Origin of the sequence: Methylotetracoccus oryzae (assembly GCF_006175985.1) — a bacterium.
GTDB classification, from domain to species: domain Bacteria; phylum Pseudomonadota; class Gammaproteobacteria; order Methylococcales; family Methylococcaceae; genus Methylotetracoccus; species Methylotetracoccus oryzae.
The window spans coordinates 257,800-278,351 of sequence record NZ_SRSH01000003.1; the positions used below are offsets into that span (position 1 = coordinate 257,800).

Annotated in this window: 17 protein-coding genes; 13 read left to right on the forward strand and 4 right to left on the reverse strand. The window is 62.0% G+C overall.

The window, feature by feature from the left end:
• The first annotated feature begins 7 nt into the window (after positions 1-7).
• The 3 genes from BWR02_RS21615 (at position 8) to BWR02_RS05225 (ending at position 1,659) form a co-directional block, all read left to right on the forward strand.
• Positions 8-211 carry a DUF4160 domain-containing protein gene (locus BWR02_RS21615; protein WP_201276165.1) on the forward strand — a complete coding sequence of 68 codons (204 nt, stop codon included), beginning with the start codon at positions 8-10 and terminating at the stop codon, positions 209-211.
• Complete coding sequence (locus BWR02_RS05220; protein ID WP_139556688.1) at positions 208-477, forward strand: DUF2442 domain-containing protein; 270 nt, start codon at positions 208-210, stop codon at positions 475-477. The genes BWR02_RS21615 and BWR02_RS05220 overlap by 4 nt, the downstream gene beginning before the upstream one ends.
• A 414-nt stretch (positions 478-891) precedes the next feature.
• Positions 892-1,659 carry a prenyltransferase gene (locus BWR02_RS05225; protein ID WP_201276166.1) on the forward strand — a complete coding sequence of 256 codons (768 nt, stop codon included), beginning with the start codon at positions 892-894 and terminating at the stop codon, positions 1,657-1,659.
• A gap of 267 nt (positions 1,660-1,926) precedes the next feature.
• Here BWR02_RS05225 and BWR02_RS05230 read toward each other — a convergent pair whose 3' ends face one another.
• Positions 1,927-2,994, reverse strand: a complete 1,068-nt coding sequence (locus BWR02_RS05230; RefSeq protein ID WP_139556690.1) for an SDR family oxidoreductase — start codon at positions 2,992-2,994, stop codon at positions 1,927-1,929.
• A gap of 662 nt (positions 2,995-3,656) precedes the next feature.
• Between BWR02_RS05230 and BWR02_RS05235 the strand changes: the two genes are divergently transcribed.
• The 3 genes from BWR02_RS05235 (at position 3,657) to BWR02_RS05250 (ending at position 7,220) form a co-directional block, all read left to right on the forward strand.
• Positions 3,657-5,183 (forward strand): alpha/beta hydrolase family protein, encoded by a 1,527-nt coding sequence (locus tag BWR02_RS05235; RefSeq protein ID WP_139556691.1) that lies wholly within the window; start codon positions 3,657-3,659, stop codon positions 5,181-5,183.
• A gap of 391 nt (positions 5,184-5,574) precedes the next feature.
• Positions 5,575-6,018: an REP-associated tyrosine transposase gene (locus tag BWR02_RS05245; RefSeq protein WP_139556692.1), complete on the forward strand. Its 444-nt coding sequence runs from the start codon at positions 5,575-5,577 to the stop codon at positions 6,016-6,018.
• Positions 6,019-6,461: 443 nt separating this feature from the next.
• A complete protein-coding gene (locus tag BWR02_RS05250) occupies positions 6,462-7,220 on the forward strand; it encodes a YdcF family protein (RefSeq protein WP_139556693.1) in 759 nt (252 codons plus the stop codon).
• Between the two features lie 291 nt (positions 7,221-7,511).
• Here BWR02_RS05250 and BWR02_RS05255 read toward each other — a convergent pair whose 3' ends face one another.
• The gene (locus BWR02_RS05255; RefSeq protein ID WP_139556694.1) at positions 7,512-8,021 is read right to left on the reverse strand and encodes a hypothetical protein; all 510 of its coding nucleotides are present in this window, start codon (positions 8,019-8,021) and stop codon (positions 7,512-7,514) included.
• 810 nt (positions 8,022-8,831) lie between these two features.
• On the opposite strand from BWR02_RS05255, the gene BWR02_RS05260 reads away from it, so the two are divergent.
• The 6 genes from BWR02_RS05260 to BWR02_RS05285 all read left to right on the forward strand — a co-directional run bounded on the left by BWR02_RS05260 (position 8,832) and on the right by BWR02_RS05285 (position 16,145).
• A complete protein-coding gene (locus BWR02_RS05260; protein WP_162560028.1) occupies positions 8,832-10,184 on the forward strand; it encodes a sugar transferase in 1,353 nt (450 codons plus the stop codon).
• Between the two features lie 365 nt (positions 10,185-10,549).
• Positions 10,550-10,987 carry a low molecular weight protein-tyrosine-phosphatase gene (locus tag BWR02_RS05265; RefSeq protein WP_139556696.1) on the forward strand — a complete coding sequence of 146 codons (438 nt, stop codon included), beginning with the start codon at positions 10,550-10,552 and terminating at the stop codon, positions 10,985-10,987.
• Between the two features lie 134 nt (positions 10,988-11,121).
• Positions 11,122-13,353 (forward strand): formate C-acetyltransferase, encoded by a 2,232-nt coding sequence (pflB, locus tag BWR02_RS05270; protein ID WP_139556721.1) that lies wholly within the window; start codon positions 11,122-11,124, stop codon positions 13,351-13,353.
• A gap of 4 nt (positions 13,354-13,357) precedes the next feature.
• On the forward strand, positions 13,358-14,074 hold the full coding sequence (locus tag BWR02_RS05275; RefSeq protein WP_139556697.1) for a radical SAM protein: 717 nt from the start codon (positions 13,358-13,360) through the stop codon (positions 14,072-14,074).
• Between the two features lie 242 nt (positions 14,075-14,316).
• Positions 14,317-14,814 carry a tetratricopeptide repeat protein gene (locus BWR02_RS05280; protein WP_139556698.1) on the forward strand — a complete coding sequence of 166 codons (498 nt, stop codon included), beginning with the start codon at positions 14,317-14,319 and terminating at the stop codon, positions 14,812-14,814.
• 47 nt (positions 14,815-14,861) lie between these two features.
• Positions 14,862-16,145 carry an MFS transporter gene (locus tag BWR02_RS05285; RefSeq protein ID WP_139556699.1) on the forward strand — a complete coding sequence of 428 codons (1,284 nt, stop codon included), beginning with the start codon at positions 14,862-14,864 and terminating at the stop codon, positions 16,143-16,145.
• Between the two features lie 30 nt (positions 16,146-16,175).
• On the opposite strand, the gene BWR02_RS05290 is transcribed toward BWR02_RS05285, so the two are convergent.
• Positions 16,176-17,534 (reverse strand): porin, encoded by a 1,359-nt coding sequence (locus tag BWR02_RS05290; RefSeq protein WP_162560029.1) that lies wholly within the window; start codon positions 17,532-17,534, stop codon positions 16,176-16,178.
• Between the two features lie 100 nt (positions 17,535-17,634).
• Positions 17,635-18,183: a formaldehyde-activating enzyme gene (gene fae / locus BWR02_RS05295; RefSeq protein ID WP_139556701.1), complete on the reverse strand. Its 549-nt coding sequence runs from the start codon at positions 18,181-18,183 to the stop codon at positions 17,635-17,637.
• A gap of 182 nt (positions 18,184-18,365) precedes the next feature.
• Here fae and BWR02_RS05300 point away from each other — a divergent pair, with 182 nt between their 5' ends.
• Positions 18,366-20,267, forward strand: a complete 1,902-nt coding sequence (locus BWR02_RS05300) for a DUF8201 family protein (protein WP_139556702.1) — start codon at positions 18,366-18,368, stop codon at positions 20,265-20,267.
• The last annotated feature ends 285 nt before the right edge of the window (positions 20,268-20,552 follow it).

Consider the following 20,552-nt stretch of genomic DNA (forward strand, 5'->3'; position numbering starts at 1 on the left):
TTAAAAAATGAGTCCCACCATTTTTCGAGAAAACGGCTTTCGTTTTTATTCCTTATCGCGTGAAGAACTAAGGATGCAGGTCCATGTTCAAGGGCAGAATGGAGAAGCAAAATTTTGGCTTGAGCCCACCGTTGAAATTGCCCCCGCAGGTTGGACTTTCCCGGCGCGAAATCAGCGAAGCGCTTCGCTCGGTACAGGAACACGAAAATGAAATCCGCAACGCTTGGCTTAGACACTTCCCCAGTTGAAGTAACAAATATATCTCGGTTTGGTTTCTGGCTAATGCTGGAAGATGAAGAACTGTTTCTCCCGTTCTCCAACTTCCCTTGGTTTGAGGATGCCACAGTCAGGAGGATACTTAATGTCGAGCTTCAATCGTCAAACCATTTATATTGGCCTGAGCTAGATGTGGATTTGGCCGTTGAGTCTATTCGTTATCCCGATAGATTCCCGTTGGTCAGTAAAATCAATGCGTAACGAACCGTTCGAGCGGACGCGGGCGATAAATCCGCCCGCGCCGCTCAACGCTGGGTCAGCGGACACATATGGCGATACCCGCCCGTCGTGAGGCTTGTTCGTTTTGTAAACACTCTGCGCTATCTGCGAGCTGAGCAGATCTACGGACGGCTGTGGTTTCGGCTATACACGCCTAGGCCGGACCATCGGCCGGCGCCGGCATTGCGGCCGCGAAAGGGTGGAATCCCGCTTTTCCGGTAATGACGGGGGGTGCGTTGTGCTCCTGCGAATCGGGCGATTCTGCCGGTCTTCTTCAATGCGACCAGGCTACATGAAAGCCCGCACATGAACTGATTCATTCCCAGACGGGCCGTTTACCTGGTACCTATCCGGCTGATTTGCCATATGGCGACAAGGCCCAAGGAGCGACGAACTTTGCCCTCTGAACCGACTCTCGCGGCACTCCCTAATAGAGGCCTGCGCTATTTTCTGGCCACGCGCCCAGGCTTTCTGTCGGTTACTCTGGTTGCAGTGCTGATCGGGCTCGCCACGGCGTTTGCTTCCGGTGTCGAACTGAATGCCGTAACCGCGGGCGCCACTGTGGTCGTTGCGCTGGCTGCTCACGCGGGCGTCAAGGTGATGAACGACTATTACGATGCGTTGAACGGCACGGATGCTCTCAACACCGATCGCATTTTTCCGTTCACCGGCGGCAGCCGGTTCATTCAGAACGGCGTCTTCAGTCCGCGAGAGACATTGCTGTATGGGGCCGCACTGCTGGGACTGGTAGCGCTGGCTGGAATCCTCCTGGCATGGGCCTCGGGGGCAGGACTGCTCATCGTGGGTGCTTTGGGTCTCGCGATCGGCTGGGCCTATTCGGCACCGCCCCTGATGCTCAATGCGCGAGGATTTGGCGAACTCTGTGTCTGGACAGGATTTTCGCTGGTGGCCGTTGGCGCTGACTTCGCTCAGCGCGGACACTGGGCTGTCATGCCGCTGGAAGTTACCGCGAGCTACGCCCTGCTGGTAACAAACATCCTCTTCATCAACCAGTTTCCAGATAAAAACGCCGACGAGGCCGCCGGTAAGCGAACCTGGGTCGTCCGGCTTGGGCCGCGGCTTGCGCGTTGGGGTTATCCACTCATTGCTGGACTGGCCTACCTCTGGACTTTCGCAGGCATCACACGGGGCGCATCCCGCTAGCGAGGGACCGGCGGGGGGGGGGATTCGCGGGCTCGTCTTGTCCGCGGCCGCAGACCGCTGCGCAACGAGTCCCTGTATTCTCAGGATAATCGCATGCAGGCCAAAGGGGCTTCCTGAAGCGCATCTTGCCGGCAGGGATTACCGGAAGCCGCCTCCGCATGGGGGGCTTTCGTGCGCACAGCGCACCCTACAGCAGGGGCATCTCGTAGTGTGCGCTGTGCACACGAAATCGCTCGGAGGCTTCATGCGATTGCCCTGTTTGTATCGTCAAACGCGCAGGAATTGCAGATACCACGGCATCGCTCTGCGAATGCCCGCGCGAATGGAGTGCGCGGGGGCATAGCCGAGTAACTGTCCAGCCTTGGTGATGTCGGCCAGGGAGTGCCGTACGTCGCCTGCCCGGAAGTCGTCGTATATGGGGGCTTTGTCGAAGCACACGTCGTGCTCCTTCAGTTCACCGCGCAAGAGTTCGAACAATTGGTTGAGGCTGGTACGTTCACCAACCGCCACGTTGTAGACCTGGTTGCGGGCGTCGGCAGCGGTTGTGGTCGCGGCCAATAGGTTGGCCTGGACGACGTTGTCGATGAAACAGAAATCCCGGCTGGTTTCGCCATCGCCGTTAATGCGCACATCCACGCCGATGATCATCGCGGCAATCCACCGTGGAATCACTGCGGCGTACGCTCCGTCGGGATCCTGGCGTGGTCCGAACACGTTGAAATAGCGCAGGCCAATCGTCTGGAAGCCATAGCTGCGGGCGAAGACGTCGGCATACAGTTCGTTGACGTATTTCGTAACGGCGTAAGGCGACAGGGGCTTGCCGATACGGTCCTCGACCTTGGGTAAGCCGGGGTGGTCGCCATAGGTGCTGCTGCTGGCGGCGTAGGTGAAGCTTTTCACTTCGGCATCCCTTGCCGCTACGAGCATGTTCAAGAAGCCGCTGACGTTGGTTTCGTTAGTGGTGATCGGGTCTTTCAGACTGCGCGGTACGCTGCCCAGGGCGGCTTGGTGTAGTACGTAGTCGACGCTAGCGGATGAAGGTGAAGGGGCCGACCCCGGTGCTTGCCAGGTCATGGCCTGCCGGCAGTCTTCGAGGTTGCGAATGTCGCCCTTAATGAAGTGAAACCGCGCCCACTGATCGGGCGTAACAAGCCGCTGCACTTCGTCCAGGTTGCGCTGGTGTCCCGTCGCAAAGTTGTCCAGCCCGACCACTCGCTGGTCGAGTTTCAGCAGGGCTTCGGTCAAGTTACTGCCGATGAAACCGGCGGCACCCGTGACCAGCCAGGTTTTCGGTGACTCAGGGAGTGTCGCGAGGAGTTGCTGGTAGGGAACCATCGCTCTTAGCAGATCGGCGATCGGTTGGGCGGGGGGCGTTGGGGTGGCCTGTTGGCGCTGTTTCGTTCGCCAAGGTCGTGCCGGTTGCGGAAGACCCGCAGGTGGCTAGATTGACGGTAGTTTACAAGACCAGGGGGTTGGGAGTAAGGGCGGGAAGAGCGAGGAAACGCGGGATTCGGATGGAAGGATTGCCGGTTTTTTGTAGGCGCCGAGCCCTCTCGGCGAATGGGGTTTCGGGCTGGGACGGTGGTGTGTTCGCCCCGGCGGCTGGGCTCCTACAGGGTGGGCGTTGATTTTTTTGTAGGAGCCGAGCCGTCTCGGCAAATGGGTTTTGGTCTGGGGCGGTGGTCTGGTCGCCCGCATGGCGGGCTCCTACAGGGTAGGCGTCGGGTTTGTTGTCGGAGCCGAGCGCATTGCGCTCTGCGACCGAGTGTGGCAGTCGGTCGCGGTGGGATCGGTCCAAGTCACTCATTCCAGCCCTTGAACGCGACGCTCGCAGGGCTTCGCCTCCTGCCTCTTAGTCAACTCGTACCCTGTCAATCCCAGTGATCTCCTGTTGAGGTCGTGTCTCCGGGCGAGGTTCGTCGGGTGACCTAGACTTGCCACGTGATGGCGGGCTGATTGCCGCTACATGTGATTTCCTCAGCATTCGGAGAATTTCAATGAAATCGCTACATCTGGTCGTGCTGGGCTGTCTGGGTTTTGCCAGTCTGGCCTCAGCCACTGACATATCCGGACCATGGAACGGCGTGTACGCCGGATTGAAACCTGTGGCCAAAGACGCCTCGGTATCGTCGCAGGCCATCACCGCATCGACGAGCCGCTATCTCAGAAGCGCCAAGCTTGTCCAACGTGTTCCGAAGGAAACGATCTTGTTGGCGCGCGTCCTGGTAGACCTCCAGATCAGTTTGAAGCCGATCAAGTTGCCTGATGGCGAGATCCTTGAAGGATTGGGTGAACCCACCCAAGGTATGGACTTGTATAGCCTTACCTACAACTCTACCGACGTGACGGGGCGACCCACGATACTGAGCGGACTCGCTGCCTTGCCCGCGGCAGCTGATGGCACGTCGGTCGGCGATGCCTCTGGCGGGATCATCGCCTATATGCATGCGACGACCGCTCAGCGGAGCAACGCACCGAGTGATCGCGAGATGGAAGTCTACGGGGCAGTCACGGTCTTTGGTGGCGAGAATTATGTGATCGCCATGCCCGACTACCTGGGTTACGGCGTCAACCGCCAGCCCCATCCCTATGCGCTGGGGAAGCTCAACGCGATGGCGGGGCAGGACATGATCCTGGCTGTCCGTGAACTCATGGCGGCGCACGGCCGGTCTGTCGGCGCTGATCTGTTTGTCACCGGGTACAGCGAGGGCGGAGGCAATGCCTTGTGGCTTGCTCGAGCCCTTCAGGAGACGGGTGACCCGAGCTTGCAACCCACGGCCACCGCGCCGATGTCCGGGCCCTATGATATGAGTTCGGCTACGGCGAAGTCCTTCGTCGCCAAACAACCGCCGCTGACGATCACCCAGAACGTCATGGCGAAGCCGCTGCTGATGGCATTCGCGGGCGTGTCGACTGCACAGCTGACTTTTCAGCCGACTTCAGGCCTGCTAAAGCCCGCATTCGCCGCCCAGACGAGAGGCCTGTTACCGGGAGCGCAATCCGACTCGACGGTGGCCGCACGCTTGCTGACGAGCGCGATGCCCTTGGGTTATGTGACGCTTTCGGCGGATCCGCCGCATCCCGAGAAGCTGTTGCAGCCGGAGTTGATCGCGGCGATCAGAACTGGGGATACGAGCTTTCCGGCGCTGGCGCTGTGGGCGGAAAACGACAATACCGACTGGAGGCCGAAAACACCGGTCTATCTGTTGGGTGTGATTCAGGACCCGCTGGTCACGTTTGCCGGCTCCGACTATGCGCTACCGAAGCCCTATCTCGACGAGAAGGGGCTCCCGGCTCCCTTCGCGCAGGGTAACGCGCAGAACACCATCGAACTGATGCGGGCGAAAAAGTTCGGCCGGCTGCGTGTCGGCTGGATGGGATTCAACGGCATGGTTTCGGGCAACGTAGGTCCGCAGGAGAGCATGACCCATGGCGATGGGTTTATCCCCTGCGCGATTCTTGCGGCGAAGTTCTTCAAAGCCAAGAGCTTGGCCGATATGCCTTACCTCCCTGATCCAAAGTGAGCCAGCAGAGTGAGCCAGGCGGTGGTCGGCCGGAGCCGTTCCGGCCGACCATCCCCGGGGGACCGTTGTTCGCCCCGAGGGTCGGGAGGCCCATAGGGTGGGCATCGGTGTTTTTGTAGGAGCCGAGCCCCGTCGGCGAATGGGTGTTGGTCTGGGGCAGTGGTCGGTTCGCCCGGAGGGCCGGGCTCCTACAGGGTGGGGCGCTGGTGTTTTTGTAGGAGCCGAGCCCTCTCGGCGAAGGGGTTTTGGTCCGGGGCGGTGGTTGGATCGCCCAGAGGGCTGGGCTCCTACAGGGTGGGGATCGGTTTTGTTGTAGGAGCCGAGCCCTCTCGGCGAAGGGGTTTTGGTCCGGGGCGGTGGTGGGTTCGCCCCGCGGCGATCCGGAGGAAGCATGAAGGCGGTCCGGCATGCAAGAGACCTGCGTAAGGGCCGACACTCGGAATCGGGGCGCATCTATCTGGTTACCGCGGTGACGCTGCATCGTCAACGTGTGTTCGACGATCTCCCCGCCGCGCGCATTTTGATCCGAGTCCTGCGTCGGGAGCAGGAATTGGGGCGAGCCAGAACCCTATCATTCGTTGTCATGCCGGACCATCTCCATTGGCTCCTGGAACTCGGGGCGGATGCTGACTTGTCGGTTGTGGTCCGTGCGGTCAAAGCGTTAACGGCGAAGCGCTTGGGCGGTACCATCTGGCAGCGCGGATTCCACGATCATGCGGTGCGCCGGGACGAGGATCTGCTCACGATTGCCCGGTACGTGGTGGCGAATCCGTTACGGGCAGGATTGGTGCAGCGCCTGACCGACTACCCGCACTGGGATGCCATATGGCTTTAAATGACGTTCCCTTGCCGAGCCCGGCTGTATCGTATCTGTGAAGGGCTCTTGGTCGGTTCGCCCAGGGGCTGGGCTCCTACAGGGTGGGCGCGGTTTTTTTGTAGGAGCCGAGCCCTCTCGGCGAATGGGTTTCGGTCGGGGGCGGTGGTCGGTTCGCCCAGGCGGCTGGGCTCCTACAGGGTGGGCGCGGGTTTTTTGTAGGAGCCGAGCCCTCTCGGCGAATGGGTTTCGGTCGGGAGCGGTGGTTGGTTCGCCCAGGGGGCTGGGCTCCTACAGGGTGGGCGCGGGTTTTTTGTAGGAGCCGAGCCCTCTCGGCGAATGGGTTTCGGTCGGGGGCGGTGGTCGGTTCGCCCAGGCGGCTGGGCTCCTACAGGGTGGGGCGCTGGCTTTGTTGTAGGAGCCGGGGACTGGAGAAGGGGCGGTGGGGTAGGGGAGTCGGTGCATTGATCTTTGTAGTCAAATTGATTTCCTTGCTGCTCTACCCCTTGACGCAGTCGCTGCTGGCGATGCTCATGGCGTTGATATTCTGTCGTAGCGTCAGACTTGCCCGCGTTGTGCTCGGTGCCGCCCTGCTGTGGCTGTGGGTTTGGTCGATGCCGCTGGTGGCGGACAGGATCGTCGGGTCACTGGAGTGGCGCTATCCGGCAGCCAGTGCGGACAGTGCACCGCAGGCCGATGCCATCCTGGTGTTGGGCGGTTGTGTCACGGCGCCGAGGCCGCCGCGGGTGGACCCGGATCTGGCGAGTTCGGCGGACCGCCTGTGGCATGCGGCGCGCTTGTATCATGCCGGCCGCGCGCCACTGATCGTAGTCAGCGGGGGCAACCTGCCTTGGTTGAACGCATCGATGTCGGAGGCGGAGGCGATGCGGTCGGTGCTGACCGCTCTGGGCGTGCCCGCTTCGTCTGTCCGGATGGAGACCGCGAGCGCCAACACGCGTGAGAATATGCAACGATCGAAGGCGTTGCTGAATCAGCTCGGTCTTTCTCGTGTGCTACTGGTCACCTCGGCTCTGCACATGCGACGTGCCCACGCAGAAGCCCGCTTGGCCGGCATTGATGCCATGCCGGCGGCGGCTGACTACACCGCAGAGGAACGCTCGAGTACCCTTTTGGATGTGTTGCCGGATGCCGATGCACTGCGCCGCAGTAGCCAGGCCATTAAGGAGTATGTCGGGTGCTTGATGGTTCGCGGCTGTCGGTGATGAGTTGCCCGAGCATGGATTAGGGCCCGCGTCGTGGGGTGAGTCTCCGTGCTGAGCGGGTGTCTACGTTGCGTTGGCACATGTCGTCGATCTGCCAGCCTGCGTTTGGTCGCCCAAGCCGTCAGAAAAGCGCCTCGCAGCGTAAGTCTGGCCGTGGTTTGCATCGCGCAAAACGATCAGACAGCGATTTCATCCAGCCAGACCCGCCGAGCTCGTCAAGTGAGGCTGCGGCAGGGTCTTGCAGGAGCGAAATGTGGGGGCAGGTTTGACGCAGGCTCTAAAGGAGCCGGCTTACAGACGGCCCATCTTGCGGATGAAGTTACTCATCCGTCTCTCACGCTTCTCGTCTTCTACCGGGCGCTTCGGGCAGGCGATACCCTTGGCCGAACCCTCGAAATAGCTTTCGGTCGGGACCCCAGCCTGCACCAGAGAGCCCAGATTCCGATAGGTTCCCGTCAAGGTGGACGCATCGAGGGTGAGGGATTGCTGCGCGAAGCCGAGATAAGTAGCGGCCGCCGGCACGCTGGCCAGAGCCGATGCGGCGAGTGAGATCTGGACCTGATTGCTCCACGCCGGGTCAACGACCATCGCGCCATCAACAGCAAAACATTCCTCTCTGTTGCCTAATGCGGGATTTTTGAAGCACGCCCGGCCATAGACCTGGGCGCTGCCAAGGCGTTGATCGCTCACATAGAGGTCGGCGTAGCCTCCGCTCAATGGTGCGCCGATTGGCGCCGTTTCTTCGATACAGAGCCGGTTGTCAGCTGGGCCGGCAAGCGCGTACTGACCGGTTCCGGCCAATGCAGCGAGTACGCCTGACGCAATCAGTCTCGATCGTGGGAGGGTGGAACGCATGGATTACCTCGGTTGGCTTTGGCGTAGGTACGCCGTGAATTGAGTCCGGGTTGGTAATGCAGAGAGCGCGGGAATTCGCTCGCGGCGGAGCATAAACGGCCGAGCCATCGGTGGCAATCGCATGAAGATGGGGTGTGCCACAGGCATTCGACCGCATCCCGGCAATTGCCCGAAGTGGATATTCGGAACGGGTTATTCGCGCAAGGCGCAATCGGGCCTGGCCTGGTCCATTTAATGATGTAAACACTGAGCCCTTTCGGCGAATGGGTTTCATCGGGGGCGGTAGTTGGTTCGCCCAGGGGGCTGGGCTTCCTACAGGGTGGGGATCGGCTTTGTTGTAGGAGCCGAGCCCTCTCGGCGAAAAGGCTTTGGTCGGGGGCGGTGGTTGGTTCGCCCGGAGGGCCGGGCTCCTACAGGGTGCGAATCGGTCTTTTTTGTAGGAGCCGAGCCCTCTCGGCGAACCTGGATTGGGTTCTTTTTGGGGATCATGGGGTTATCGGAAGGGTGCTGAATAACTACCTGCGATTGCCTGGTTCTGGTGTTCGCGGCGGCCCTTCATCGTGTGCTACATTACTCAAGACAGGCTAAGAATTCCCCATTAGTACAGGAAAAGGCCTAGTTATTTTGGGTGTGTATAGGGGAATGCCTTATTTCGCCAGGTCCTGTGAATAAAACCTGGCGGCCCACTCTGGCCCTTATCTCAAGTGGTTAATGCGTAAGCGATTTCAAAGACATGATGGCGCAATTCAGGCCGTCATGGACATCTTCGCCTTGTTGGGGTCCGGTTTTCTTTCGGAGGTCCTGTCAAGCAATATTACTTTCGGGGAGTACATCCGTACCCACTTTACGGTTATTTATCTCATATTACCGTTTATTGCAATTGCATTCGTATTGGATCTCTACTACACGGTGAGGGATTTCCGTCACTATCGGGCTGCGATCCGTCTGCTTGTTGCAATCACCATTTTCAGTCTCATCCTGGCGGTCATAGGGAAGATACAAGGCAGTATTGGACATCCGTTCTTTCATTCATCCTTGCAGTTCTGGGTGTTCACCGGGCTGCTGATCATCTTCACCTACCTTTCGCGACTGGCTCTGTCGCTTTTTCGGTTTCAGGTTTTCATCCGCAATGCGATCATCATCGGGGATACACCGGCTTCGCGCCTGTTGATGCGCAGCATCGCCCTTGAACTCCAGGCCGGGCATTTGCTCGGCTTCAATACGATCGGTTATGTCGCCGAGAAGTCCTCTGCCGAAGCGCCGAGCGCACTCGATTACTTGGGTCGGCCCCTGGATATCCCGGATATCCGGCGGAAGCGGGATGTCACCTTGATGATCTACGCGCTCGATTCACGCGCCAACCACAAGGTCAACGAATTGCTGGTTCGCGAACGCCTGCATGGTGTGCATCTGATTTCGGCGGTCGGGCTTTATCAGGCGATTACGGGGCGTGTGCCGCACCACCTGATCGACGCCGGCTGGTTGATCGAAGAATGCCTGCGCAGCAACCGCTTTGCTCAGGCGCACCTGAAGACGCTGTTGGACAAGGCTGTGGCTTTGTTCCTCGGAGCGCTGAGCCTGCCGGTGCTGCTTGTCGCCGCGATGCTGATCCGGAGGGAATCGCCGGGTCCGGCGATTTTCAGGCAGGAGCGCATCGGCCAGCACGGCCAGCCCTTCACGATGTACAAGCTGCGCACGATGCGCGAAGCAAGCCCGGAAGTCGGGCTCCGGAATCCGGAAAATTGGCATGACGGACAGGAAGCGCGCATCACGCGTATCGGACAGTTTCTGCGGCGAACCCATATCGACGAAATTCCCCAGCTGTGGAACGTTCTGAAGGGCGACATGAGTCTCGTTGGTCCGCGTCCGGAAATGGAGATGTTCATCAAGGCATCGGAAGGCGAGATTCCGTTCTATCGCCTGCGCCTGGATGTCAAACCCGGACTGACCGGTTGGGCACAGGTGGCGTTCCGGCATACCTCGGATCTTGCTGCCTACCAGGAAAAGTTCGAATACGATCTGTACTATCTCAGTCACCGGTCGTTGCAACTGGATCTGGAGATCATTGCCCGCACGGTCTTCACGATGCTTTTCAAGCGCAGCCGGTAGCGGTTTCTTCGGCGAGCGCGGCGTGGGCGAGAGGTATGCCAGTCGATCGAGTGTGCGACCGCTCCCCGCACAGGGGCGGGGCGCCCGTTCCGAGGCCTCTGCCAAATCCAGTGCGCGGCGTAACCGTTCACACCGCCTCGGATCGGTAACGGGAGGGGGACCGGGGAGACGGGACCGTCTGCGGGACCGACCCCGCAGCCGAGCCGACAAGGACGTCTTCACGGCGTGTCTCGTCTCCCCGGTCCCTCCCGCAACAAGAGGGGTGTGAGCGCTTACCGCGCGGCCAGGGTTGATGCGACGCCTACATAAGAAAACGCCGCCTGAGTGGGCGCCCGGAATCGTGTGAACCTGTATAGTGATGACTCATGTTGGATCGAGTCCTTTTCGTCTGCGTCGGCAACATCTGCCGCAGTCCCACAGCAGAGGCCTTGTGGAACGCCCGGCGCGTGTCGAAGGGCTTGGCAGCCACGGGCTGGTCGGCCGGCATCGGAGCCGAGCCAGGACGGGAGATCTACACGGATGCGGCCGAACTGCTGGTGCAGTCCGGCATCGATGCCTCGACGCACCGTTCCCAACCGCTCCGCACGTCCATGCTGCGGGACTCTTCGCTGGTGCTGGTCATGGAGCACTGGCACAAAGCTGAGCTGGAAAAGCGGGCCCCCTTCGCCCGCGGGCGCATCTACTGCCTGGGTCATTGGTCCGACAGCGAAATTCCCGACCCGTACGGCCGATCGGTCGAAACATTCCGCCGGGTTTATCAACTGATCGACCAAGGTGTCGACGAGTGGTTGGCGCGATGGTGAGGCGGGCATCGAATGGATGGCGCGAAGGGCTCGATGTTGCGCGCTTTGCGCGGAGGGCTGGGGTCACACATTGACTCAGCCCGGCCGGCGCGCTCCGAAACTCTGAAAAACGAAATCGAGGAAAGACCGTGGATATGCAGCACAACGGCGTCGCGTGGCGCGGTTTCAATGGCACGCTCTGGAAGAAGCGCGTTGAGGTCGCTGATTTCATCCGCGAAAACTACACGCCCTACTACGATGGCGATGCGTTTCTGGCGAAGTCAACCGAGCGCACGGCCGCACTGTGGGCCGCGTGCGAGGACTTAATGCGCCAGGAACGGGCCAAGGGCGGGGTGCTCGATATCGATACCAAGCGCGTCGCCGGTATCACGGCCTGGCCTCCGGGCTATATCGCGAAGGAACTCGAAGTAATCGTGGGCCTGCAGACCGATCAGCCGCTGAAGCGCATGGTCAACCCCTGGGGCGGGTGGCGGATGGTCGAGGCCGCCTGCGAGGCCTATGGCGCCACGCCCGATCCTGCGATGGCGAAGATCTTTACGCGCTATCGGCGAACGCAAAACGAGGCCATTTTCCGGAACTACACGCCGGCGATGCGGCAGGCGCGAAAACTGGGGCTGATCACCGGCCTGCCGGACGCGTATGGTCGCGGCAGGCTGATTGGGGACTACCGCCGCGTGCCTCTGTACGGCACGGCGCGACTGATGCAGGACAAGGAGGACGACCTGCAGCGCATGGACAACGTCGATGAATTCGCGATCCACACGCGCGAGGACATCGCCGACCAGATCCGGGCGCTGGAGCGGATGGCGCAGCTCGGCCTCGCGTACGGCTGCGACATCAGCCGCCCGGCCGAGACCGCGCAAGAGGCGGTGCAATGGCTTTACCTCGCCTATCTGTGCGCGGTGAAGGAGCAGAACGGCGCCGCGATGAGCTTCGGCCACAACAGCGCTTTTCTCGATATCTATATCACGCGGGATATGGCCGAAGGCCGGCTCGACGAGGCCGGAGCCCAGGAACTGATCGACCAGCTCACGATCAAGCTGCGGCTGGTGCGCCACCTGCGCACGCCCGAATACGAGCAGCTCTTCGCCGGCGATCCCACGTGGGTCACGGAATCGCTGGGCGGGATGGGCGAGGACGGCCGGCCGCTGGTGACGAAAACGGACTTTCGCTGGCTGCAGACCCTGCGTAATCTCGGCCCGTCCCCCGAGCCCAACCTGACCGTCCTGTGGAGCCCGCGTCTGCCCAGGGGCTTTCGGCAGTTCTGCAGCGAGATGGCCATCGAAAGCTCGGCGCTGCAGTTCGAGAACGACGACCTGATGCGTCCCATCTTCGGTGACGACTACGGCATCAGTTGCTGTGTCAGCGCGACCCGTATCGGTTACGACATGCAGTTCTTCGGGGCCCGGGTCAATCTGGCGAAGGCGCTGCTGCTGGCCCTGAATGGCGGGCGGGACGAGTTCACCGGCGAGCCAGTGGTCGATGTGCCCGAATTATCGGGCGACTACCTGGAGTGGGAGAGCGTCTGGGCCAATTTCGAGAAGGTGCTGGAATGGCTCGCGACGCTGTACAGCCGGACCATGAACTGCATTCACTACATGCACGACAAGTTCAATTACGAACGTGTGCAGATGGCCATGATCAACTCGGTCCCGAACCGCAACATGGCGTTCGGGGTGGCCGGCCTGTCGGTGGTGGCCGATTCGCTGGCGGCAGTGCGCTACGCGCGCGTGCGGCCGGTGCGCAACGCGAGCGGCCTCGCGGAGCGTTTCGAGGTCGTCGGGGAGTACCCGGCCTACGGCAACGACGACGACCGGGCCGACGGCCTGGCCGTGCGGGTGGTTCGGACCTTTCAGGACCTGCTGTCCCGGCAACCGATTTATCGCCGGGCAAAAGCGACCTTGTCGGTACTGACCATTACGTCGAACGTGGTTTATGGCTCGAAGACTGGTGCAACGCCCGACGGGCGCGAGGCAGGCAAGCCCTTCGCGCCGGGGGCGAATCCGATGCATGGCCGGGAGCGTAACGGGGTGGTCGCGGCGATGCGTTCGGTCGCGAAGCTGCCATACGACATTTGTCGCGACGGCATTTCCTACACCTTCTCGATTACCCCGCGGGCGCTGGGCGACGGCGAGGCATCACGCCGCGCCAACCTGATCAGTCTGATCGACGGGTATTTCGGCGCCGGCGGCCATCACATGAACGTGAACGTGTACGGACGCGAGATGCTGATCGACGCGATGGATCATCCGGAAAAGTACCCCAATCTGACGATCCGGGTCTCGGGTTACGCGGTGCGGTTCAATCGCCTCAGCCGGGAACAGCAGCAGGAAGTCATCGAACGCACGATCTTCGAGCGCATGTAGCCGCATGCAAGGCCGGATCAACCAGCTCCTGTCGTTCAGTACCTTCGATGGCCCGGGAACCCGGGCCGTCGTGTTCATGCAGGGCTGTCCGGTCGGTTGTCTCTTCTGCCATAACCCGGAGACCTGGGATCCGGCCGGCGGCACGCTGATCACGCTCGACGATCTGATGCGCCGGCTGGAGCGGTTCCGCTCCTTTCTGTCGCGCCCCGCCTTGACCATTACCGGCGGGGAGCCGCTGCTGCAGTTCGATTTCGTGATGGCCTTGTGTGCGGCGGCACGGCACGAGGGTTGGCATGTCGCGCTGGACACCTCGGCCTGTGCGACTCCCGAGAAGGTGTTGGCGGCCGCAGCGGCGGTCGATCTGATGATGTGTTCGCTCAAGCCCGAGGCCGATGCCACTCGGCTCTGCAAGGCCTGCGGTAAACCCATGCAGCGCAGTATTGCCGCGCTCCGCGACCAACCGACACCGGTGCGTCTGCGCTACGTGCTCATCCCCGGTTTCACCGACGATGATGCCGTGCTGCGGTCGCTCGGGGCCTTTGCCCGGACGTTTCCCAACCTGGAGAGCGTCGAACTGGAACCCTTCAACAGCCTGGCCCGGGAAAAATGGGAAGCGCTGGGCATGCACAGTCCGTTGTTCGATTCCCCCCTCCCCGAACTGCACGAACAGGCCATCCAGCGAGCCCGTGAGTTGGTCGGTGTGGATCTCTGTATGCACTGACCTGATCTGGGCCTTCGCGGCCGTACTCGAAATCCATCGTGACCCCGCGCGCTCAAGGGATCGAAATCCCGTCTCCCAGGCGCGATATCGGGCTGCGGTGGGCAGCGGAAGCTGCCGAGCACCCCCGGGGCGGGCAGGTACCGCCTGACCCGCTCCGCGCGACGCCGCTTGGGGCCGCGTTGAGGTGAACTGCGGCGGCGTGGTCTTGTACACTCCCGCATTTTGCAGAGGGGAGCTTGCATATGACGCACCGCTTTTCGGACTTACTGCGGGGGCTACTGCTATTGGTGGCATTGGCGCCAACGCGATGGGCTGCAGCAGGCGATGACCATCCGGGTTTGACGGAGGCCGATCAGGCTTACTCCTCGGGCGACTTCGAGAGAGCCGCCGCGTTATACCGGCGGGACGCCGAACTCGGGGTTGTTGCGGCGCAACTCAACCTGGCCTTCCTGTTCCTGGATGGGCAGGGGGTTCCGGCGGACCCGACTCAGGCGGTGCTGTGGTTCCGACGCGCTGCCGAACAGGGCAATCCCGAGGCACAGCAGAATCTCGGCACCCTGTACCGTGAGGGGCGCGGCGTCGAGCAGAGCGTGGTGGAGGCAGCAAAGTGGTATCGGTTGGCCGGTGCCCAGACGGATGCGGCGGCGGTCGAAAAGGCGTTGACGCCGGAACAGAAAGCCGAGGTCACTCGGCTCGTGGCCGACTGGAAATCACGGTCCGGAGCGCCGGGTCGGCGCTGAACTGGGGGCGTGTCACACACCCGTCCATCCTTGCCGTATTCGCTCTTATGACCGGAATCCCGCCGGCCGCGTCCAGCGCGGCCCCATTGGCGCCGCTGCTGCGCATCATCCTCGCCGGCCTGATCGGCAACGTGATGGAGTGGTATGACTTTGCCGTCTATGGCTACTTCGCGACGGTTATCGGGAAGCTGTTCTTCCCGGCCGAGAGTCCCTCGGTCTCGCTGATCGCCTCGTTCGGGGCCTTCGCCGCCGGGTTTCTCGTGCGCCCCCTGGGCGGATTGTTGTTCGGGCGTATCGGCGACCGGGTTGGCCGCCAGCGCGCGTTGATGCTGTCGGTCATGGCCATGGCCTGCCCGACGGTTTTGATGGCGCTGTTGCCCACCTATGCCGATATTGGGATCGCCGCACCGGTCGCGATCGTCGCACTGCGTATCGTCCAAGGGCTGTCCGTCGGGGGCGAGTACACGAGTTCCCTGATCTTCCTGGTGGAACATGCCCCGCACAATCGGCGCGCCCTGACGGCAGTCTGGGGCAGTTGGGGCGCGTCGGCCGGCATACTGCTCGGGTCTGGTGTTGGTGCTTTGGTGACTGGCATGCTCGATGAGGCGCAACTCACCGCCTGGGGCTGGCGTGTGCCCTTTGCGCTGGGGGGGCTGGTCGCATTGATAGGCTACTGGCTCCGCGCCGGATTGCATGCGCCGGTCGTCGCGGGTCATTCGCCGTCGCCCGTCCGGGACGTTTTCGGGCGTTATCGCTGGCCGGTCGTTCGGACCGCGTTGCTGAACATTGGCGCCGGTGTCGGGTTTTATGCCGCCTTCGTCTATGCGGTGACCTACATCCGCGACATCGACCGGGTGCCGGAAGGACTGGCGCTGCGACTGAACTCGGCGGCGATGGCCCTGATGCTGCTGGTGTTGCCATTCGCCGCATGGCTGTCGGACCGTTATGGTCGGCGACCGGTCATGATCGTGGCGTTGGGTTTGCTGGCCAGCGCTGCCATTCCTCTATTCCACCTGATCCATAGCCCCGTCGACTGGCACATCGCGCTGGGTGAGGCCGGCTTCGCGGTCATCATGGGGCTGGTCAGCGGCGGGACCGTCGCTGCGAATGTCGAGTTGATACCGGCGCCGGTGCGCTGTACCGGTCTGGCGTTCGCGTACAACGCCTCCATCGGGTACTTCGGCGGCAGCACTCCGCTGATTGCCGCTGCCCTGATTGTCGGCACCGGAAATCCGGTCAGCCCGGCCTACTGGATCGCCGCGGCGGCCACGGTGTCGTTGTTGACTGCGGTGTTTCTGGTCCGGGAAACGCGCTTCGAGCCGCTCGCATGATGCGTTGGTTGGGTTATCTGCCCGCCCCATTCAGAAGTTCACGATGACATCGGTGGCAACGAGCACCTGGCTGGAAGCCGTGCCCGCCTGGGTCGTCGGATCGTAACCGAAGGCGTCGATGTCGGCCGACTTGTCGAAGCGGACACTGGGCCGAATCGCGACCCACGGCAACGGACGCCATTTGAGACCCGCGGTGACCGCGTAATAGCTGTTGCCCGCCCCATTGGGGATTCCCGCCAGGGGATTCGGACAAACGGTTACGGTTGGCCCGGGGTCCTCGCAAACGCGGAATCCGTTCTGGTCCCTGAACCATTCCGCGCGAATGCCGACGGACAGGCGGTCACTCCAGTCGTAGAACAGATACTGGTTGACGCCATACCAGGTGGCATTGCGCAGTGCATTCTGCTGGTCCAGGACGGCGCGGTCGGCGAATCCCCGGTCGTGCTGCAGCACGTAATGCCAGTTCTCGCCGAAATCCTGTTGCAGGATCAGGCTGATCAAACCCCAGTCATTGCGATTCTCCGCCGAAGTGGGTCCGATGGTGCCCTTGGCCGATACCTGGGTGGCCTGGTCGTCGCTGGTGTACTGGGCGCCGCCCATGAAAGACCACGCATTCAGGCCTGAATTGAAGTCGCCATCCCAGCCGCCCCCGCTCAGGCAGGGGCCCGCACGGACCGGCTCGCCGGAGGGCGAGCGTCGCCAGGTGCAACCGTTCGCGGCGTTACCGGTCGCGCTGCCGGCGCCCAGGCCGATGTTCGGCGTCACGGGATAGCGGACCAGCAGTCCGGTGTGAGTGAAGGGTTCCCCGTATTGCATCGTGTAGGCATGGGAATAGAAGAAGTTGTCCGGTGCCTTGACGGCCTCGTACCCAAACGGCGTGTAGAAATGGCCGAGGCGCATTTCCAGGCCGTTGCCAACCGGCGCATTGATCGTCAGGTAGACCTGGGGGACTGCGGCGGAATAGAAGCGGATGCTGCAGTCGGTATTCTTGTCGTTGCAGCCTTTCGCGAGATAGTAATCCCACGTCCCGAACGGGGAGCCGTAGGTTTGGGTGTAGATGGCATCGGTGCCGTAGAGGAAATCCGCGCGCCCGCCAAAGTCCCAGTGGTCTCCCTGGACCTGGATTGCCCGTTCTAGGAAGAAGTAAAGCTGATTGAGCATCGGCTCGCCGTTGCGCGAGCCGAAGGTGACCGGGCCGTTGAAGTTGTTCGATGGCGAGAGGTTATTGACGGTGATGCCGCCGCTGATCCAGCCGCCGAAGGTCAGCCCCCGGGACGACAGCGACGTCCACTCGGTGGGGTGCAGCCCGAGCAGGGGCAGGAGACCCGTCGGGTCGCTGGCGTTGGCCGGAAGCTGCGAACAGGCTGCGGCGATCGCGATTGATGTCATCCAACCCGCGTGCCGCATCTGACTGAATGCAGTGGTCGCAGCGCCTTGGGGAACCGCAGCCTGGCCAGCGCGGGCGATGGCGGCCCCGCGCAGGGCGCTGCTAGATCTTGCCGTCCAGCCCCATCTGGAAATACTTGTGGGTGATGTTTTCCTGGTTTTCCAGCAGCCAGTCTATGGTCGGCTCATTGCGCAGCGCCTTCCGCAACGCCTTCGACATGGCTTCCCGGTGTATGTCGAACAGGATCTTGTGGTCGAGTTTATCGTCGGTGATCACGCTGGGATTCAACCAAACGGACACGATGATGCCGAGTTCGTCGACCTGTTCCTTGGGAATGTCGCCGCTCCGAACGGTGTCGAGGACGCCGTTGGCTATCGCGGCCTGGACCGTTCCCATCAGGATGTTGGTGTAACGGCTGTTCTTGACAGTGACCTTGCTGACCATCAAGGTCACGGGCCGAACCTGTATGTCGGTGTTCAAAATAGCGAACACTCGGGTATGTCCCTGGACCTGATCGCCGGTGAGTGTGGCGATTGCCGTCCCGACGGGGCCGTCGAGTGCGCCGATGATGACTTCCGGCTCGGCTGCCGTACCCGGCGGGCCGCCGGCAACGAGCGCTTCGCCGGTGCGCATGATGATTCGCTGGCTCATGTTGCATGGCTCCTTGGTAGCGACGATTCTCGCCGGATGGTAACACGCCCGCAGCCGCGCTCTGCCGAAGCGACCCCCGGGTGGCTACTGGTGCTTGGTACGTTGGCCGACCGCGCACGTGGACAGGTCTACGGTCGCTCGCCACAATGTGCGCCTTTTGAGCTGCCTTCTCCCTTCTCATGGTGACGATTGCCCTCGCTTGGGTCTATATGTCCGCGCTTTGCTTCGCCTTCGGGTGGGCGAGCGTCGGCGCGATCGACGCTTCTGCCGACGACCGCGGTCTGACTGTGCCGCTGTCGGTTCTGCCGCTGATTGGCCTGGCCGAGATTGCCGTCCTCACCGCTTATCTTTCGCTTGCGATGCCGATCGGCCTGGCGGCGAATGTCATCGTCGCGGTGGTGGCGATCGTCTTGCTGTGGATCCGCCGACATCGTCTGGACTGTTTGCGTCGTCGCTGGGTGGGAGGCATCGCCCGACGCTGGGAGCTGGCGGTGCCGGCCCTGCTGTTCGTGGTGCTGCTCGTCAAGAGTGCGATCGTCGTGGACGGTACCCTGACCCGGGTCTTCCACTCCGACACCGCCTACTATCATGCGCCCTCGATTCGCTGGATCAGTGAGTATGGCGTCGTGCCCGGTCTGGGCAACCTGCTAGCGCCCCTCGCGGTCGACTATTTGTGGTTCCAGCCAGCAGCGCTCTTCGGTTTCTCGTTCCTGTTGCCGCATCGGCTGCACGCGCTGATGGGATTCGTGGTGTTCTGGGCCTTTTGCTTTGCGTTCGGCGGACTGCGCGAGTGGGTCGGGGGCGGGGCAGGGCGGACGCCGAGCAATCTGTTCCGGGCGCTGGTGATGTTGCCACTGCTGGAACTCGGGAACTACATCGTCTCGGACTCGGGCGACGAGCCCTCGGCTGTCTTCGTTCTGGTCACGCTGGCACTGGGTTGCCGCTATATCGAGCGGCAACGCGACGCGCGGGAGACGAGCGCGCTCTTCATGGCGATCGCGATCCTGGCGCTGTTCTCGGTCGGCTTGAAATGGAGTGTGCTGCCCCTGCTTCTGCTGGCGGCGGCTTTCACCCTGCAGCGCGCTCAGGCCGCCGGGTGGCGGTTGTTGGCCTCCATGACGGCCCTCGGCGTTGTCATGCTGGGCCCCAAACTGATTCGAAGCGTGCTCCTGTCCGGGTATCTGGTCTATCCGTTTCCTGGCCTCGATTGGTTCGATGTTGACTGGAAGATGCCACGGGAGGTGGTCGCTATCGAGAAGGCGTACGTGGAATCGATGGCGCGAATCCGCTTCGATCGGCCGGGGGAGCTTCTGGCGGGTGGCTTCGGCGACTGGTTCGCCGACTGGGTGCCGCGATTCTTCTCGGCGCCGGTGGCGCAGGCCTGGGCCTTCACGTTCAGCGCGTTCCTGGTGACGCTACTGATGCGGCGCCGAGGTGCGCTGGAAATCGTCCGTATCTATTGGGTTGCGTTTACGGTCGTGCTCCTGGCATTGGTTTACTGGTTCGTGACAGCCCCGCACGTGCGCTTTGCCTATGGTTTTCTTTCGGCCGCCGGTATTTTGGGGCTGCTGGCCGCCGGCCGCGGCCTGCCCCGTCTCACTCCTGCAGCGCCTGCGGGCCTGGTCCGTTGTGAGGCCGGCAGTCAGGCAGGGCGGCGGGCGCTCGTCGATGGAGTGGGGGTAATCTTCGCGGCTGCCCTTTTATTCACTACGCCGCGACCGTTCCCGGGCGATGCCCTCGGTAGCGGCGTAGCGGTTTCCGACTTCTACGTAAACCGGGTCGACCGCATCCGGAGAGGCAAAGTGGACCGAGCCGCTCTCGTTTATCAGACGCCGTATCCGAGCGTCGAAACCTTGCTATTCCCTTTGGGCGGCCTCCAGATCTATCGCCCAGCGACAGGGCAGCACTGTTGGGATGCAGCGCTCCCGTGCACCCCGTATCTTTATCGACGGATCGAAGCGCGTGGTCCTGGTCTCGCGGCGGGATTTCGTGCGGTGCCCGGTTCCGTGGGGGACTTCGATGGCAGCCGTCTGGCAAGGGAGTGGGAGGCGCAGCAGGCCGGTGGCAAGGCGGGTGGGAAATAGGGTCCTCGCGCAACGGGCAGTCGGTAATGGTATGCTCGTGCATCTATTGCCGCGGTTTGCCGTATTGAAGGGGCGTAGCCTTGCTAAGTCATTGGCGCGACGCGGTCACGCAGCAGTCGATGAAACTCGTGTCTGTTTGGCGCCGCCTTCTTTTGATTGGGGTGTTGACACCCTGATCCTATTTCTGGATAATGTGCGGCTCGTCTGGTGCTGAGTGATTGGGGCTTTGGTTCTGGTTGCTGGGGTGCTGAGGCGGACGGGAGCGGGGGGTGTTGACAGGGTTTG